This window comes from Rhizobium sp. Root483D2 (assembly GCF_001426685.1).
GTDB lineage: Bacteria > Pseudomonadota > Alphaproteobacteria > Rhizobiales > Rhizobiaceae > Pararhizobium > Pararhizobium qamdonense.
In genome coordinates this window covers 1-14,778 of record NZ_LMFB01000019.1, presented here as the reverse complement: position 1 = coordinate 14,778, position 14,778 = coordinate 1, and the positions used below count along the sequence as shown (strand labels likewise).

General features: G+C 59.9%; 15 protein-coding genes and 1 pseudogene. 4 read left to right on the top strand and 12 right to left on the bottom strand.

Features of this window, described 5'->3' with window-relative positions; genetic code table 11:
* The first annotated feature begins 4 nt into the window (after nt 1-4).
* From ASD32_RS16340 to ASD32_RS16325, 4 genes are read left to right on the top strand one after another with little or no spacing between them, the layout of a single operon-like run.
* Nucleotides 5-790, top strand: coding sequence for an ABC transporter permease (locus ASD32_RS16340; RefSeq protein ID WP_060639112.1), 786 nt, complete (start codon nt 5-7; stop codon nt 788-790).
* A 2-nt stretch (nt 791-792) separates the two neighbouring features.
* Nucleotides 793-1,908 carry an ABC transporter ATP-binding protein gene (locus ASD32_RS16335; RefSeq protein WP_060639111.1) on the top strand — a complete coding sequence of 372 codons (1,116 nt, stop codon included), beginning with the start codon at nt 793-795 and terminating at the stop codon, nt 1,906-1,908.
* 16 nt (nt 1,909-1,924) lie between these two features.
* A complete protein-coding gene (locus ASD32_RS16330; protein WP_060639110.1) occupies nt 1,925-3,310 on the top strand; it encodes an FAD-binding oxidoreductase in 1,386 nt (461 codons plus the stop codon).
* A 24-nt stretch (nt 3,311-3,334) separates the two neighbouring features.
* Nucleotides 3,335-3,697 (top strand): cupin domain-containing protein, encoded by a 363-nt coding sequence (locus ASD32_RS16325; RefSeq protein WP_348270741.1) that lies wholly within the window; start codon nt 3,335-3,337, stop codon nt 3,695-3,697.
* A 196-nt stretch (nt 3,698-3,893) separates the two neighbouring features.
* On the opposite strand, the gene ASD32_RS16320 is transcribed toward ASD32_RS16325, so the two are convergent.
* The 12 genes and pseudogenes from ASD32_RS16320 to ASD32_RS30460 all read right to left on the bottom strand — a co-directional run.
* Entirely contained in the window at nt 3,894-5,453 is a 1,560-nt protein-coding gene (locus tag ASD32_RS16320) for a putative N-acetylmannosamine-6-phosphate 2-epimerase (protein ID WP_082546798.1), read from the bottom strand.
* Nucleotides 5,450-6,205, bottom strand: a complete 756-nt coding sequence (gene nagB, locus ASD32_RS16315; RefSeq protein ID WP_060639109.1) for a glucosamine-6-phosphate deaminase — start codon at nt 6,203-6,205, stop codon at nt 5,450-5,452. The genes ASD32_RS16320 and nagB overlap by 4 nt, the downstream gene beginning before the upstream one ends.
* Nucleotides 6,206-6,216: 11 nt before the next feature.
* Nucleotides 6,217-7,317, bottom strand: a complete 1,101-nt coding sequence (gene ugpC, locus ASD32_RS16310; RefSeq protein ID WP_082546797.1) for a sn-glycerol-3-phosphate ABC transporter ATP-binding protein UgpC — start codon at nt 7,315-7,317, stop codon at nt 6,217-6,219.
* The gene (locus ASD32_RS16305) at nt 7,314-8,123 is read right to left on the bottom strand and encodes a carbohydrate ABC transporter permease (protein ID WP_060639108.1); all 810 of its coding nucleotides are present in this window, start codon (nt 8,121-8,123) and stop codon (nt 7,314-7,316) included. Before ASD32_RS16305 ends, ugpC begins: the two co-directional genes overlap by 4 nt.
* The gene (locus ASD32_RS16300) at nt 8,123-8,995 is read right to left on the bottom strand and encodes a sugar ABC transporter permease (protein WP_060639540.1); all 873 of its coding nucleotides are present in this window, start codon (nt 8,993-8,995) and stop codon (nt 8,123-8,125) included. The genes ASD32_RS16305 and ASD32_RS16300 overlap by 1 nt, the downstream gene beginning before the upstream one ends.
* 58 nt (nt 8,996-9,053) lie before the next feature.
* Nucleotides 9,054-10,346 (bottom strand): sugar ABC transporter substrate-binding protein, encoded by a 1,293-nt coding sequence (locus ASD32_RS16295; RefSeq protein ID WP_060639107.1) that lies wholly within the window; start codon nt 10,344-10,346, stop codon nt 9,054-9,056.
* Between the two features lie 53 nt (nt 10,347-10,399).
* Nucleotides 10,400-11,413: a Gfo/Idh/MocA family oxidoreductase gene (locus ASD32_RS16290; protein WP_060639106.1), complete on the bottom strand. Its 1,014-nt coding sequence runs from the start codon at nt 11,411-11,413 to the stop codon at nt 10,400-10,402.
* 191 nt (nt 11,414-11,604) lie between these two features.
* Nucleotides 11,605-11,706, bottom strand: coding sequence for a hypothetical protein (locus ASD32_RS30960; protein ID WP_280139461.1), 102 nt, complete (start codon nt 11,704-11,706; stop codon nt 11,605-11,607).
* A gap of 43 nt (nt 11,707-11,749) precedes the next feature.
* A pseudogene (locus tag ASD32_RS30955) lies at nt 11,750-12,115 on the bottom strand (N-acetylmannosamine-6-phosphate 2-epimerase); the annotation flags it as partial.
* A 136-nt stretch (nt 12,116-12,251) separates the two neighbouring features.
* Nucleotides 12,252-13,073, bottom strand: a complete 822-nt coding sequence (locus tag ASD32_RS16280) for a MurR/RpiR family transcriptional regulator (protein WP_082546796.1) — start codon at nt 13,071-13,073, stop codon at nt 12,252-12,254.
* A gap of 28 nt (nt 13,074-13,101) precedes the next feature.
* Nucleotides 13,102-14,250, bottom strand: a complete 1,149-nt coding sequence (locus tag ASD32_RS16275; protein ID WP_060639105.1) for a GNAT family N-acetyltransferase — start codon at nt 14,248-14,250, stop codon at nt 13,102-13,104.
* 326 nt (nt 14,251-14,576) lie between these two features.
* Nucleotides 14,577-14,778 (bottom strand): hypothetical protein (locus tag ASD32_RS30460; protein ID WP_210171108.1); only part of this gene is annotated, 202 nt, incomplete at its 5' end.

The following is a 14,778-nucleotide window of genomic DNA, read 5'->3' as shown; positions in this document are numbered from 1 at the left end:
GCCCATGCCCTCTTTCCCGCGCATTTTCCTCGGCCTCTTCTGCCTGCTCGTCGCCGTGCTGTTGCTGGCGCCGACGCTGGTCGTGATCCCGATGTCGTTCAACGGCAACAAGTCGCTGGCTTTCCCGCCGGTCGGTTTCTCATGGCAATGGTACGGCAACTTCTTCACCAATCCCGACTGGACGACGAGCTTCACCAACTCGCTGTTCATCGCCCTCATCGTCGCGGTGGTCGCAACCATCGTCGGCACCCTCGCCGCCTTCGGGGTCACCCGCGCGGCGGCTCGCACCGGTGGATTGCTGCGTGCGCTGCTGATCACGCCGATGGTCGTGCCCGGCGTAGTGCTGGCGATCGGCATCTATGCCGTCTATCTCGACGCCCATCTGGTCGGTACCGTCACAGGCTTCGTGCTGGCGCATACAATGCTCGCTATTCCTTTTGTCCTGATCGCGGTGCAGGCCAGTCTTGAAGTCTTCGACCAGCGGCTTGAAACAGCGGCATCAAGCTTGGGCGCCGGCCGGCTGACGGTGTTTCGCACGGTGACGTTGCCGCTGATTCTGCCGGGCATCCTCTCCGGCGCGCTCTTCGCCTTCATCACGTCGTTCGACGAAATCATCGTCGCGCTGTTCATCACCAGCCCCTATCTGAAAACGCTGCCGGTACAGATCTATTCGTCGATCACCCGTGACGCCGACCCGACGGTTGCCGCTGTCGGCACCCTGCTCTTCATCGCAACGTCGCTCATCATCATTGCAGGCCTGCTCTTCGGCATGCGCCGTGGAAGGACATGACCATGAAAGCACCCCAACGATCCGCTGGTGCTGCGATCGAAATCCGCAAGGCTTCGAAGCGTTACGGCGCCTTCGTGGCCCTTAGCGACATCGATCTCCACATCCGCCCCGGCGAGTTCATGACGCTGCTCGGGCCTTCCGGTTCCGGCAAGACGACGACGCTGAACCTGATCGCCGGCTTCACCGACATCAGTTCCGGCACGCTGGAGATCGGCGGCAAGAGCGTGACCGGCCTGCCCTCGCACAAGCGTAACATCGGCGTGGTCTTCCAGCACTACGCGCTCTTCCCGCACATGACAGTCGGCAAGAATGTCGCCTATCCGCTGACGCTGCGCGGCATCAAGGGCGAGGACCGCGAGCGACGGGTCAAGCGCGCGCTCGACATGGTGAAGATGGCGGATTTCGCTCACCGTTATCCGAGCGAGCTTTCCGGCGGCCAGCAGCAGCGCGTGGCGCTTGCCCGCGCGCTGGTCTTCGATCCGCCGCTGCTGCTGATGGACGAGCCGCTCGGCGCGCTCGACAAGAAGCTGCGCGAATGGCTCCAGCTCGAGATCAAGCGCATCCACCGCGAATTGGGAACCACCTTCGTCTACGTCACTCACGACCAGGAAGAGGCGCTGGTGCTGTCTGACCGCATCGCCGTCTTCAATGGCGGCCGCATCGAGCAGATCGGCACGGGACGTGAACTCTACGACAACCCGGCGACGCTGTTCGTTGGCCGCTTCATCGGCGAATCCACCGTCTTGCGGGGCGCAAGCGAAGTCTCCGGCAACGATACGATCATGACCATCGGCAACGACAGGATCGTGGCGCACGGCCGCCTTGCCGGCGATGCCCGGCCGGTCATGCTGCTGCGGCCGGAGCGCGTGGCGCTGAAACGCGCCGGCACAGATATCGTCACCGGCGAAAACCGTGTGTCCGGCACGGTCGCGGAGGCAATCTATCTCGGCTCCGGCTCGAAATACGAGATCCGGCTGAACGACGGCACGATCGCCGTCGTCCGCAGCCCGCTGGGCACAACGGATTTCGCCATCGGCGACAACGTGGACATCGCCTTCACGCCGGCCGATCTCATTCTTCTGACCGACGATGCCAGCGCCGACGTGACGCTGACCTGAACCCGAAAGTATTCCCATGGACGTCAAGACCAACGGCAACATTTCCTTCTGGTACGCCGATATCGGCGGCATTCCCCAGAAGCGCCCTCCCTTACCCGGCGATCGCGAGGCTGATGTCTGCATCATCGGCGCCGGTTATACCGGCCTATGGACCGCCTACTATCTGAAGAAGGCCAATCCGGCCCTCAATATCGTCGTGCTCGAGCGGGAATTTGCAGGCTTCGGCGCATCGGGGCGCAATGGCGGCTGGCTCTCCGGTGGCTTCAGCTGGTCGCGGGAAAAGTATGCAAAAACCTCCAGCCGCGGCGCCGTCGTCGACATGCAGAACGCCATGGCCGGGACCGTCGATGAGGTCGAGCGCGTAACAAAGGTAGAGGGAATCGACGCCGATCTCATTCGCGTCGACAAGATCATCGCTGCGACCAACGCCGCCCAGCTTGAACGTGTGCGCGCGGGCTATCAGTTTGACCTTGATTGGCAGATGCCGCCGGAACGGGTGCAGCTTTTGTCGGCGGACGAGGCCGCAAAGCACATCAATATCGCCAACCTCCGCGGCGCCATCATCTACCGCGGCATGGCGCGCGTGCAACCGGCCAAGCTGGTGCGCGGCCTCGCGCGTGTCGTCGAAGGCCTTGGCGTGTCGATCTATGAGGGAACGAGCGTCACGTCTTTTGAGAAGGGTCGGGTCGAGACAGACCGAGGCATGGTACGCGCGCCATTTATCATCCGTGCCACTGAAGGTTTTTCTGCAGGCCTGCCGGGCTATGAGCGGACATGGCTTGCGCTGAACAGCGCCCAGATCGTCACCGAACCCGTGCCGGATGCGCTCTGGAAGGAAATCGGCTGGGAAGGCCATGAGTTGCTCGGGGATGCGGCGCACGCCTATTGCTACGCCCAGCGCACGCGCGAGGGCCGTATCACCATGGGCGGGCGTGGCGTTCCCTATCGCTTCGGCTCGAAGACTGATGTCAACGGCCAGACGCAGCAGGCAACCATCGACGCGCTGCACGGCATCCTAACGCGGTTGCTGCCGCAGACGAAATCGCTGAAGATCGACCACGCCTGGTGTGGCGTGCTCGGCGTGCCGCGCGACTGGTGCACGACGGCCGGTTTCGATCGCTCTACGGGTATCGGCTGGGCTGGCGGCTATGTCGGCCTCGGCGTCTCCAGTTCCAACCTTGCCGGCCGCACGCTTGCCGATCTTGTTCTCAACCGCGAGACGGAACTGACCGGCCTGCCCTGGGTGAACCGCACGGTCCGCAAGTGGGAGCCGGAGCCGTTCCGCTGGCTCGGCGTACACTCCATGTACCAGCTCTACCGCATGGCGGACGACCGCGAATTCGCCGGCCAAACGCGCACATCGAAGCTTGCGGCGCTTGCCGACAGCATCACCGGCCATTGAAACACGGACTTTAAGACAGGACATATGATGATCAGTTTTGAGAATTTCGGCGACCTCCTCACCCTCGATCTCGGCGCCTTCGCGTCGAAACAGACCTCGCTGGAAGGCAATCAGGAGGAGGCGGCTGTCGCGCTCTGGACGAGCGCCGACGGCAAGATGGAAACCGGCGTCTGGGAATGCACACCTGGCCGTTTCACTGCCGACCGCAGCCAGAACGCCGAGATCTGCCACATCCTCGCCGGCCGCGTGACACTGCACAACACCGACGGAACGGCCAATGAGATCGGCGCTGGCGAAATGTTCGTGCTGCCCCTCGGCTGGCGCGGCGAATGGACGATCCACGAGCAGACCCGCAAGATTTACACGATGGTCGCTGCCGGCGTTTGAGGCGCCTCAACAATTCGCCCATAGCGAAATGGACGGGCCGGGGCAAATCGATGATGTCATCAGCGAGGGGGCCGCACCAGAGAACCTCAGATGCGAGCGTCGTAGCAACGACTGAGGAAAGCGGGATGGTCTTTTGCTAATTTCCAATGGTTCGCTTAGAAGGAAATCGAACCATTGGCCCTCTCACTCTATTCAGCTAAAACATTGTTTTCATTGTGGATTTACGATTTTGTTTTGTGATTGCCAAGTCCGCGACCCCGACAATCCCTGCCCTTGGTCCCAGAGTTGCAGCATGTAGTTCCGGTATTGCTGAAGGACCAATGGCTGCGATCTCGGCCCTCACTCTATCGAGGAAACCAGTGGCAAGACCGACGCCTCCGCCTATGACGATCCGTGATGGATCGATCGCCAACTGGATGTCGCAGCACAGTCGCGCAAAACGCCTCGCCACACCGTCGATGATTCCGACAGCCCACTCGTCGCCCGACACTGCGGCGGCGAAGACCTCCTTTGGCTCGACGGCATGTCCCAGGCGCTTGGCTTCGACCGCGATCCACGGCCCGCAGATCTGGCCTTCGACCTTCTCGCCCGTAGCGTTAGACATCTGGCCGAAATGACCGGCGACACCACGCAACAGCCGTCCTTCGGAGACGATACCGCCACCGAGACCCGTAGATACCGTCATGAAAACCAGGTCAGATCGGTCGGAGGACGCCTTGAACTCGCCCCATGCCGCAGCTTGAGCGTCGTTGGCTGCGACGACCGGCACGCCGAGCAGCTCCGCCGCCCGCTGCTCGAGTGGGAACTCGGCTTTAATGTCAAGGGTGGCCGTGTTCATCGCGCGCCAATGGCCACCGCGCACAGCTCCGGTAACGGCAATGCCGACGGCAGTATAGCGGCCTTTCCACGCGGCGACCGCGTCAACGATGGATGCCAGCCAGCTTTCGGGAGATCCCGAACGGTCGGTGGCGAACACAGAAGTATCGAGCACCTCACCTGCCTGGACGAGCGACGCCATGGTCTTGGTTCCACCCAGATCCACTGCCAGTACGACGGGAGCCGGTGCATAGACCTCGTTTAGGGCATCGCGGAACCACGTGGTCACATGCTCCGTGCGTGTGATGGCGGAGCCGACCACGACACAGGTCGCACCGGCGCGTGCGGCCGCCTGCGCCTGTTCCGTTGTGCGGATACGGCCTTCCGCGATGATGAAGGGGGTGAGCTTCCGAAGCTCTCCGATGAGGTTGATGTCGGGATCGACAGGTTCCGGGCCGCCGGTGTAGCCAGACATGGTCGTGCCGACAAAATCGACGCCAGCGGCCAACGCCCGACGCGCATCCTCGACGCAACTGCAGTCGGCCATCGAGAGCTTACCTGCATTCCTTACAGCCTGGGCCAGCGCTTCGATCGTCACCGGACGGACACGGTCCGTGGCGTCGAAAGCAATTATATCCGCGCCGGCATCCGCCAGGGCTGTGACGTCGTAAAGAAATGGCGTGATGCGGACCGGACTGTCGTCGAGGTCACGCTTGATCAAACCGATGATGGGAGCGTCCGTGGCGGCACGGACGGCGGCCACATAGCGGGCGGACTCGATACGCAGTCCGGCAGCTCCAGCGGAAAGAGCCGCAAGTCCGAAGCCGACCACATATTGGCTGTCATCCATCGCGCCGCCTGGAACAGGCTGGCAGGAGACAATGAGGGCGCCCTTGAGAATTTCCTTGAGCACATTGGTACCGTCGTCTTTGGATTTCATGCCCGTAGCTCCATCGGCTGAGCGATGCCGAGATTTCGGGCTGCAGCCTTGTCGAGAACGATCGTCGTATCGGGGTGATGGCTGAGGGCCGACCCAGGCACTGCCTCGGACACGACACCGTCCACGCTCGAGGCCACGGCCTCCGCCTTTTCAGGACCGGTCGCCAGCACGACGATCCTGCGGCATTGCAGGATGGTGCCGATGCCCATCGTGATGGCGTGCGTTGGCTGGACAGCGCCAGACGCGAAGTAGGCCGAATTGGCCTCTAGCGTCGATTCTGTCAGGGCGACGCGGCGGGTTCGAGAATGATGGAGGGATCCCGGCTCGTTAAACCCTATATGAGCGTTTCGGCCTAAGCCGAGAAGCATCAGATCGATACCTCCGCAGGCGGCAATCAGACCCTCGTAGCGCTTCGCCTCCGCATCGGGGTCGGAAGCAGAGCCGTCCGGAATGTTTGTCCGGCTGGCTTTTACGTTAACGTGTTCGAACAGGTTTTCACGCATGTAGCGAGCGTAGGACGCCGGGTCGTGCAGGGAAAGTCCAATGTATTCGTCAACGTTGAATGTGGTAATCGAGCCATAGGATCCGCGTCCCTTTGCGAACTCCTCACGCAGCCTGGCATAGACGGCGAGCGGAGTGCCGCCTGTCGGAAGCCCGAGGACGCTTGCCGGCTTTTCAGCGATCTGCTGCAACAGGATTTCCGTGACCGCCGCAGATGCCTCCGCAGCAGTGTCCTTGATGATGATCTTCATATCTGTTCCGTTCAGTTTATGCGTTTTCCGCTCGCGGCATCGAAGAGCGAAACCTTGTCCGTGGCGATCTGTACCTTGACCGTCTGGCCGCTCTTTGTGATGCCCGTCTCGAGGCGTGCCGTGACCTTCTGCCCGTTCACGGACAGCGTGACGTTGTCCTCTGGCCCCGTCGACTCAACCAGATCTACCAATGCCTCATGGCCCTCCTGATCCGAAGGCACGAGCTTGATGTGCTCCGGCCTCACGCCCAAGATGACCTCTGTTGAACCATCGGCTCCGAGCTCTGGGAATGGCATCGGAAGCGTCCAGTCCTTCCCGTCCGTGAAGCGCACACCCGAACCATCCTTCAGAAGGCGTCCGTTGATGAACTGCATGGAGGGAGATCCGACGAACCGGGCGACAAACGTGTTCTCAGGCTTATGGTAGATCTCGAACGGCGTTCCGATCTGCTGGATGTCGCCCTTATTCATCACGACGATCCGGGTCGCCAGCGTCATGGCCTCGATCTGGTCATGGGTGACATAGACCATGGTCTTGCCGATGCGCTCGTGCAATCTCTTGATCTCGGCGCGCGTCTCGACACGCAGCGTCGCGTCGAGGTTGGACAGCGGTTCATCAAAGAGGAAGACCTTCGGGTCGCGGACGAGTGCACGGCCGATGGCCACGCGCTGGCGCTGCCCACCCGACAGCTCGCGGGGCTTGCGCTCGAGGAGTGGCTCGATCTGCAGGAGGCGGGCAACCTCTGCGACTTTCATCGCAATTTCCTCCTTGGATAGCTTCCGCATCCGGAGAGGAAATCCGATATTCTGCGCCACGGACATGTTGGGGTAGAGCGCATAGCTCTGGAACACCATCGCGACGTCCCGCTCGCGCGTTGGCGTGTCAGTGACCGTCTTGCCCTGGATCACAATGTCGCCTGAGTCAATCGGGTGCAATCCGGCGATCGCATGGAGGAGCGTGGACTTGCCGCAGCCGGAAGGGCCGAGCAATACGATGAACTCGCCTTCGGAGACCTCGACGTCGATGCCCTTCAGGACCGATACCGGGCCATAGGATTTGGTGATCTTGCTCAGGGAAAGCGATTGCTTGATGGCTGTGTTCATGCCGATCATCCTTTGATACTCCCGAGAGACATGCCGCGCACGACCTGTCCTTGAACCAGCATGCCAAGCACGAGCATCGGCAGCATGACGAGTGTTGCGGCCGCCGTGAGCGGTCCCCATTGGACGCCCTGGAACGTCAGGAACGACGTTATGCTCACCGGGAGGGTCTGGGTGTCCCGCCCGGTCAGAACGAGGGCGACGAAGAATTCATTCCAGGTAAAGAGCACGCACAAGATAAGGGTTGCTACGATCCCGCCCTTGGCGACGGGCAGGAAGACGTTCCAGAAGATGGTCAATTCGCGAGCGCCATCGACCTTCGCGGCGTCGCGCAGCTCGCGCGGGATATCCTCGAAGAATGTTATCAAAAGGGAGATGGCAAACGGCACGTTGATGAACGCATAGACGCCGATGATGACCCAATGGTTGTTCAAGAGCTTCAACTGCGCGGCCAGGAAATAGGTCGGGATGATGAAGATCAGAGGTGGTGCGATCCGTAGGCTCAGAATGAACTTCTCGTTCTTGCGACGGACAGGCTCTTCCTGCGCGACCAGGCCATATGCTGCCAATGCACCCACGGCAACCGAGATGAGGCTGGCGCTGAAAGAGATTACGATGCTGTTAACGAAGGCGCGGATGAAGCTGCCGTTGTTGAGGACCCGTTGATAGTTCTCCCATGTCAGCTCGAAGAACCACACTGGTGGGATGGCGAACGCGTCCTTGGTCGATTTGATCGACGTCACGAAGACCCAGTAGAGCGGGAACAGGACGACGATGAGCAGTAGTGCGACCGCGAGGTAGAAGAACAGTTTGCGCATTATGCGGCTCCTCTCGCCTGTGCCTTGAAGGCAAGATTGTAAAGCAGAAGCAGGGCTACGTTCGTGAAGATCGTCAGGACCATCGCGATGGTCAGCGAGTAGGAAATGTCGAAATTCGTGAAGGCAGAGATATAGCCGTAGAGATTGAGCGTCTCTGTCGAGAGAGCTGGACCGCCGCGGGTCATGATGTAGAAGATGTCGAACGTCTTCACGCTATCGATCGCCCGGATCAGTGCGACAACGAGCAGTGCCCTTTGTAGCGCCGGGAGCGTTATGTGCCAGAGCACCTGCCATTCGCGGGCCCCATCGACGCGGGCGGCATTCTGAGGTTCTCCGGGCAAGGACTCAAGGGAGGCCATGGTCAGGAGCACGACAAAGGGCGTCCATTGCCAGACGTCGGCGATCATGACCGAAAATATCGCGACGCTCGGATTGCCGAGCCAGTCCACCGGTCCGAGGCCGAGCAGGGACAGGAGATAGTTCGCCATGCCGCTCGAAGGATCGAACATGAAACGCCAGGTCAGGCCTACCACGATCGGGGTCATGACGATCGGCACCAGCATGATGGCTCGTGCGATCTTCTTGCCGTGGAATTCTTTATCTAGGAGGAGGGCGATCACCAGGCCCAGCGCGAGCTCGATCCCGGTCGCGACGGTCGTGAAAAGCACGGTGCGCCAGAGCGCGTTCAATCCGCGCGAGTCGAACAGCAGGCGTGCATAGTTCGAGAGCCCGACGAATTTCTCACCTCCGGGCCGCATCAGGTTGATATTGTGCAAGGTGAGCCACAACACGTAGATCGTGATCACCACCGAGACCGCGCTGAAGAACACGATCACCGGTTGATAGAATAGTTTTGTCGCGTCTCTGGCCATCATGATCCCCGATATTGACCACGTCCGGGTTTGCCCCGGACGTGGTATCGCGTGCCTCTTAGCGTGCGAGGGCTTCGTCGTTAGCCATGTTCGCTTCCGCAAGCGCGTCCTTGGCAGTTGCCGTTCCGGCGAGCACCTTCGACACGGCGATGCCGGCGTTGTTGATGATCTCGTTGGCTGCCTGCACGGTGGGAAGGTATTGCGGGTTGCCCTTGGCGATCGACGCGAGCATCGCTTCCTTGAACGCACCGTAGCGCTTGTTGAACTCGTCGGAGTTCATAGCGCCCTGAGAGGTGACGCCGGAATTCGGTGCGATACCGAAGGACTTGATCTGTTGCTCCTTGGCGGTTGCCCAAGCTGAGAACAACCAGGCGGCCTCCTTCTGCTTGGATGCCGAAGTCACATACAAGCTGTGAACTGCCAGGGAAGAAGATCCGCCCTTGAGTTTGTCGCTTTGCGCCGGAACTGGCACATAGCCGACCTTGCCGACGACGGAGGAAACGGACGGGTCTTCGTTGAAGGCTCCGTTGACCGTAGCATCCATGGTCATTCCAGCCTTGCCTTGCTGGAACAGGGTGTGATTCTCTTCCCAACCGAAGTTCGCGACGCCGACCGGGCCGTAGTTGCGAAGGACATCGCCGAATGCGTCGAGCGACTTGGCGGCTTCGTCGGAACCGAGAGCGGACTTGCCGTCCTTCGAGATGAACTCGCCACCGTAGCCCCACAGCCAGCCGGCCCATACGTACACGTTCTGGATGCCCTGAGCGCCTCGCATCGTGATCCCGACGGTCTTGCCGTCAGACTTTTCCTTGACGGTCTTTGCCGCGGCGGCGACTTCGTCGAACGTCTTCGGCGGGGTGATCCCATACTGCTCGAACAAGTCCTTCCGGTACATAAGGAAGGTGCTCTCACCATAAACTGGTAGACCGTAGAGTTTGCCGTCGATGATATTCGTGTCCAGGTAGCCTGGAACGAAGTCGGTTTTATCATAGTCCTTTGGGAATTTCGTTGCGAAGTCGTCGAGTGGATCGATGTAACCCGCTTTCACGAAACCCGGAATGAATATGATATTGTTCTGGACGACGTCGTAGCGGCCGGAGCCCGACGAAAACTCCAGAAGTTCCTTGGCAGTGATGTCGGATTCCGGCACCACTTCGAGGTTCACCTCGATGCCGGTTTCCTTGGTGAATTCCGGAAGCAGCGCCTGGATCCCGTCCGTGGTCGGGTGACCTTCCATCAGGACTGCGAGCGTCGTTCCAGCGTATGGCTTGGCCGCATCCTGCGCGAAGGCAGGCAGAGCCGCAGAGGCCGAGAGTGCGATCGTCAAGGCAAGTAGCTGTCTTCTTTTCATGTCATTCCCCTTTTTCAGTTACCGTGAGCTGCGTTTGAGTTGATCGGACTAGGTTAGAGTTTGACGACTTCGCCGGTCTCCGCCGAGCGAATGAGGGCGCGTGTCAGTTCGAGCGACTGGATGGCTTCTTCGCCGCTCGCGACCTGCGAAGGGCCGCCGTCGAGCCACTCGAGAACACTGGCGAGCTGAAGCCTGAGGTCGCCGCCGACGCGGCCTTCGATGATCGGCCAATGCTGGGTGTCTATCTCGCGGGAAGTCTGGTTGTCGGCAAAGTAGAGGCCGCTGTCTCCGCACTGGACCTCGAATGAGCCTTCGGTGCCGATCATCTCCATGCGGGCGTCGATCATGTGGCGAGCGCCGCCGGGCAGCGACCACGCACTCTCAAAGTTGACAACCGTGCCTCCGGAGAACCGAACAATCCCTGCGATCGTGTCCTGGGTCCCAATTGAGCCGAGAAGGATATCTGTCTGCTGGGCATAGACGCTGACTGGCTTCTGTCCTTCAAGCATCCAAAGGACCATATCGACATCGTGCACGGTCACGTGCAAAGCGAGCGGCAGGGTGCCGGCATAGCGCTTCGGCCCTTCCGTGCGTGCGCTGTTGCGGCGTGCGTAAATGTGGATCGGCGTACCGATCTGGCCCGATGTGATGAGTTCGCGGGCCTTGTAGTAGCGGGGGTCGAAGCGCAGCAGATAGCCAATGCCGAGCTTCACGTTCGCGGCCTTGCAGGCATCGACGATCTTCTGGGCGTCCTCGATGGTAGAAGCGATCGGCTTCTCTACGAACAGGTTGACGCCCTTGGCGGCGATGGCCAGAGCGGGCTCAAGGTGGAGATGGTCCGGCGTGCAGATGCTGACGAGATCGAGCTGCTCCCACGCGAGTAGGTCCTGGTGGGAGGCGTATGCCTTGATATCTTTGCCAAGCTGGCCGGCAAGTTCCTTTGCCCTGTCGATGTTCTGGTCGACCACAGCCACAAGATCGGCACGCGGCTCGTTAGCGAAGATCTGCGCATGCATCGAGCCCATGAAACCGGCTCCGATGACTGCGACGCGAAATTTGCTGCTCATTTCATTTCTCCCTTTTGGCGTGGCTCAAGCTGCGACGCCGGCCACGGCATCTGCAAATCGACGTGTGATCACGTCAGAATGGTGGTTTATGGCAGAACCGACGACGACAAACATCGCGCCGTATTCTACTGCCAGGCGAGCTTCCGAAGGCCCCAGATCCGCCCTTCGGACACGAATGGGATCCGCGCCGATCAAAGTCCGCGCATTAGAACGAAGTCGGGTATCTCGCCTTGCGGCGAGTTGGGCGTGTATCCGGAAAGGGTTGTTCCAACGTAGGCCGCACCGGCATCCATCGCCTCGGTAGCCTCCTGGAACGTGCTGATGCGCTATAGCGATCCTGCCGGTACGATCGATCACGGCGATCCGCTTGGGAACGCTAGAGGGCCTCGGGCGCTTTGTCTCATCGAATGCGAGGATGTCGGCGCCTGCGTCGCAAAGCTCCCTGACGTCGCTCAGACTCGAAGTGACGTAGATTTCGCTATTAGGCTGGGCGATTTTCGTGATGCCGATGATCGGAACCGACACAGCTTCCCGGACCGCAGCGACATTGGCGGCGCTTTCGATACGGAGAGCTTTCGCGCCACCCATGACCGCAGCCCGTGCAAGCGCAACGATGTGACGTGTCCGATGCAAAGGACTGTCTTCCGCCGCCTGACAAGACACGGCAAGGCCGCCCCGCAAGTCTTCGAGGATGTCGATCATTGGTGGTTCCCGCTTTATTTGTTAACAGGAAGCTAAGCGCAATGACGCTATCCGTCAATATATTTTTTTTGATGAAAATTTCCGTCAAAACTAAAAACTGTTTTATCCGGCTGTGCAACGGGAGTTTTAAAAAGTTTTAGATACTGCGGTCGGTAACGCTCTGTGCTGTCTCGCGCACGATGTCGATCCGTTCCGGCGCGGCCTTCGTAATGTATGAGGCGATCGCATCGACGATGAGCAGTTCGCTGATCTTTGAGGGATAGGCACCCCCGGTAAGAGGCGTCTCAGGCCATGAGGCGAGGAGAAGGTAGTCGCAGACCGCCGCAAGGGGACTCTTCACCCGACTTGTTATGCCGACGACCGTTGCGCCGCGGGCATGCGCTCGCTCGGCAATCTTCACGGTGTCGATCGTCGAGCCCGAGTTCGACACCAGGAAGTAGACGTCTGCCGGGCCGGAAGTGGCTGCGGTCATGGTCGCAAGATGAGCGTCACGGGCGATGTGGGAATGAAGACCAAGACGGGCAAGCTTGTATTCCAAATACTGCGCAGTGATTGCCGAAGCGGCGACGCCGAATATCTCGATATGAGCGGCCTTCAAAAGTTCATTCGCCACCGCTTCGATCGTCCGGCGATCTAAAAGTCGTTCCGTCTCGTTCAAGGCCATTCTCGCCGTCTCGATCAGATCGAGGACGGTGTCGCCCTGGCCGCTACTGGCGTTGGGCTGCTGTTGCGTTGCCAGTTCCTGGGCAAGTGCGAGCTTGAAGTTCTGAAAGCCCGCGAATCCCAGCTCTCGACAGAACCGCATGACGCTGGCCTCGGATGACTGGGAGTCTTCCGCAAGCTCGGTGATGCTTTTGTAAAGCACTGCCTGGGGATCTTCGAGAGCGTGGTTCGCGACGCGCTCCAAGGCGCGCGTCATGTTAGGTGCGCGTGATCGAATGCTCGCGATGAGCGCCATCTGGGGTGCCGGAACCAAGGCAGTATCCTTAAAAATGCTCGCCGACCCAGGGGGCTGGGCCGCTGAAGATATCATTACAGCGTTTTATTGCCTCCCCGTCGCCTATAATCCAGCCCGCCTTATGAAGAAAGTGTGCCGAACGGAAAGCTGTGATTAGTGTGGTCAGCTGTGCCAGACCGACGGTGATGTCGGCGTCTCCCGCAAAATCCTCCTCGCAAGCAGCATTGCCGTCTATGACGGTCAGGAGCAGCGTCTGCTTTTCGGTTTTGCTAGCTATCCGGATTTTGAGGCTCCCGGAGGCGTGCCCGTAACCTCTGGCGGCAAGCGCCTTCGCCGGAGACAGAACACGCATCAGGAACTCCTCCTGATGCACGAGCCGCCATCCCTTGTCTGGCAAAGCGAAGACGAGCGGGTCGGCCGGACCACCATGCCAACGGACGCGGGGATAGACCGTCGAAAACGTCCCCAAGAACTTCAGTATTTCGCGGGCAGCCTGACCTGTGAGTGCGACCCAATCGCGAAGCAACAGACACTCCGGATCGCCCGTATCGAGCACGATGTACCCGACATCCTGTCCATCTGCCTCGAATACAAATGTGGAAAGCTCTTCATCCGCAGCCCGCAAGAGCACGTTCCAATGCCCCCGATGCCGCTTCAGAACGCCGTTCTGATCGCGGCAGTGTTCCTCGTAGATCTTGCCTATCGTCGGCCGCAGGCTTTCTCCGGAAACACTGCGGCACTTGAAGCTCGCTTTTATCTTGTAGAGCTCCGACGTCTCCGCCTCGTAGATCATTTCCGAACCTGCCAGCTCGAAGCCTGACTTGCGGTAGACCGGCCGGGTCGATGCAAAGAGACTCACGACGTCGGCACCCCGTCGCAGCGCTTCCTCGCCAGCAAAGTCCAGGATTGAGGCGGCTAGGCCAGACCCTCGATGTTCTGGACTGATCGCGACATGGGCGATGTTGCACGCGGGGATCACCTTGCCACCAAACCAGTGCCCTGTCTCGATCAGGGCGAAGACTGCCGCCGGTTCTAATCCTTGCTTGATTATATGGAAGCTCGAGATCCCTATGTCTTCGATATATTGCACAGTTCGGTTGCGGGTGAACGCGAACGCGGAGGCGTAGGCTTTCACAATGAAGTCGATGTCAGTCTCCACAGCTTCGCGCACGTTCATAGCTCACCTTGAAAATTATCGCCAAAAGTAAAGGACATGTGACGACAATTTTTATGCGGATTTTTGCGCGATGTCGAGTGCAAAGTCAGCGGGTTATTTCAGGAGGTGGTCAAAATCTATGATCGCCCTCCCCGCACACCGTCGATCCATGTTTCGACATGATTAAAAGTGTCCGTCAGGACAATGAAATCCGCCGCGTAATCTGGCTCAGATATCCGGCCCGGGTCGATGGATAGTGCGGCCGGTGAGTTCGAAGCCGGCGAGCTACGTTCAAATCGTCTGCATGGCGTCGGTGACGAAGAATATCTGACTAGGAGAAGCTTTTGCTAACAGAGCGACCTGATCATACCGGGATCGACATGAATGCCGCGAATGGTCAGCCCCGCAAGCACCCGGCCGTCGTCGACAGCCGCGCCGGCGATACCAGGGCTCTCGATGCCACCAACCTCTCTTCCCCAAAACGCCAAAAAGTCCGCGGACATTTCTGTCTTGCGGGCTTGTTGTGTTTGGTTGCGGGGGCAGGATTTG

Coding starts and splice junctions, on each gene's coding strand:
- ASD32_RS16340 (WP_060639112.1), top strand. CDS start 5: ATGCCCTCTTTCCCGCGCATTTTCCTCGGCCTCTTCTGCCTGCTCGTC.
- ASD32_RS16335 (WP_060639111.1), top strand. CDS start 793: ATGAAAGCACCCCAACGATCCGCTGGTGCTGCGATCGAAATCCGCAAG.
- ASD32_RS16330 (WP_060639110.1), top strand. CDS start 1,925: ATGGACGTCAAGACCAACGGCAACATTTCCTTCTGGTACGCCGATATC.
- ASD32_RS16325 (WP_348270741.1), top strand. CDS start 3,335: ATGATGATCAGTTTTGAGAATTTCGGCGACCTCCTCACCCTCGATCTC.
- ASD32_RS16320 (WP_082546798.1), bottom strand. CDS start 5,453: ATGAAATCCAAAGACGACGGTACCAATGTGCTCAAGGAAATTCTCAAG.
- nagB (WP_060639109.1), bottom strand. CDS start 6,205: ATGAAGATCATCATCAAGGACACTGCTGCGGAGGCATCTGCGGCGGTC.
- ugpC (WP_082546797.1), bottom strand. CDS start 7,317: ATGATCGGCATGAACACAGCCATCAAGCAATCGCTTTCCCTGAGCAAG.
- ASD32_RS16305 (WP_060639108.1), bottom strand. CDS start 8,123: ATGCGCAAACTGTTCTTCTACCTCGCGGTCGCACTACTGCTCATCGTC.
- ASD32_RS16300 (WP_060639540.1), bottom strand. CDS start 8,995: ATGGCCAGAGACGCGACAAAACTATTCTATCAACCGGTGATCGTGTTC.
- ASD32_RS16295 (WP_060639107.1), bottom strand. CDS start 10,346: ATGAAAAGAAGACAGCTACTTGCCTTGACGATCGCACTCTCGGCCTCT.
- ASD32_RS16290 (WP_060639106.1), bottom strand. CDS start 11,413: ATGAGCAGCAAATTTCGCGTCGCAGTCATCGGAGCCGGTTTCATGGGC.
- ASD32_RS30960 (WP_280139461.1), bottom strand. CDS start 11,706: ATGGATGCCGGTGCGGCCTACGTTGGAACAACCCTTTCCGGATACACG.
- ASD32_RS16280 (WP_082546796.1), bottom strand. CDS start 13,073: ATGGCGCTCATCGCGAGCATTCGATCACGCGCACCTAACATGACGCGC.
- ASD32_RS16275 (WP_060639105.1), bottom strand. CDS start 14,250: ATGAACGTGCGCGAAGCTGTGGAGACTGACATCGACTTCATTGTGAAA.